General features: G+C 70.0%; 1 protein-coding gene. It reads right to left on the reverse strand.

Annotated features, from left to right (window positions below):
- Positions 1-26: 26 nt before the first annotated feature.
- Positions 27-1,184, reverse strand: a complete 1,158-nt coding sequence (locus ACFUEL_RS39745) for an acyl-CoA dehydrogenase family protein (protein ID WP_380243104.1) — start codon at positions 1,182-1,184, stop codon at positions 27-29.
- Positions 1,185-1,327 lie beyond the last annotated feature (143 nt).

Consider the following 1,327-nt stretch of genomic DNA (forward strand, 5'->3'; position numbering starts at 1 on the left):
TGGCCGCCTCCGTCGCGGGCCGGTGCCTACAGGCCGAGCGACTTGGCGATGATCGTCCGCATGACCTCGCTGGTGCCGCCGTAGATCCGGAACACCCGGTTGTCGGTGTAGAGGCGGGCGATCGGGTACTCCAGGATGTAGCCGTAGCCGCCGTGCAGCTGCAGGCACTTGTCGATCACCTCGGAGGCCGACTCGGTGCAGAACAGCTTGGCCGCGGCGGCGTCCGCCACCGTCAGCTCGCCGTTCTGGTAGAGCTCCAGTGCCTGGTCGACCATCGCCTGCTGGGCGAGGACCTGGGCCTGGCAGTCGGCCAGCGAGAACTTGGTGTTCTGGAACTCGGCGACGGCCTTGCCGAACACCTTGCGCTCCTTGACGTACTTCACCGCGAACTGCACGGCCGCGGCCGCCGAGGCGTACGCGCCGACGGCGATCGCCAGGCGCTCCTGCACCAGGTTGTGGGTCAGGTAGGAGAACGCCCTGCCCTCCTCGCCGAGCAGGTTCTCCACCGGCACCTTGACGTCGCTGAAGGACAGCTCCGCGGTGTCCGAGGTGCGCAGGCCGATCTTCTGCAGCTTGCGGCCGACCGTGTACCCCTCGGACTCGGTGTCCACGCACAGGATGGACAGGCCCGCGCGGCGGTCCGCCGGGTCGTACGGGGCGGTGCGGCAGACCACCAGCACCAGGTCGGCGAGCACGCCGCCGGTGATGAAAGTCTTGGCGCCGTTCAGGACGTAGTGGCTGCCGTCCGCGGAGAGCTTCGCCGTGGTGGCGATGCCCGCCAGGTCGGAGCCCGCGCCCGGTTCGGTCATCGCGATCGCGGTCATGATCTCGCCGGAGACGAAGCCGGGCAGCCAGCGCCGCTTCTGCTCCTCGTCGGCGTACTCCATCAGGTACGGCAGCACCAGGCCGGTGTGCACGCCCGAGGAGCCGAAGGTGACGCCCGCGCGGGCGGTCTCCTCGTAGATCACCGCCTGGTACTTGAAGCCGCTCTCGCCCGCGCCGCCGTACTCCTCGGGGACCTCGATGCCGAAGATGCCCAGCTCGCCGAGCTTGCGGTAGAAGTCGCGCGGCGGGTGGCCGGCCTCCTCCCAGCTCTCGTAGACCGGGACGACCTCGTTGGCGATGAAGTCCCGGACGGTCTCCCGGAACGCCTCGTGGTCCTCGTTGTACACGGTGCGGCGCACGGTGCGCTCCCTTCGGCGGCTGCTGGTCGCGCAGTCAAGTTAATCGCCAGTAGCTTCCGGTGTCCAGGGAGGCGGACGTGCTGGTGGGGAGGGGGGCGGTGGGGTCGCCGGGCGGGCGGGAGGGGGCGGAAGGGGGCCCGGGG

The organism is Kitasatospora sp. NPDC057198 (assembly GCF_042670125.1).
Classification (GTDB): Bacteria; Actinomycetota; Actinomycetes; order Streptomycetales; family Streptomycetaceae; genus Kitasatospora.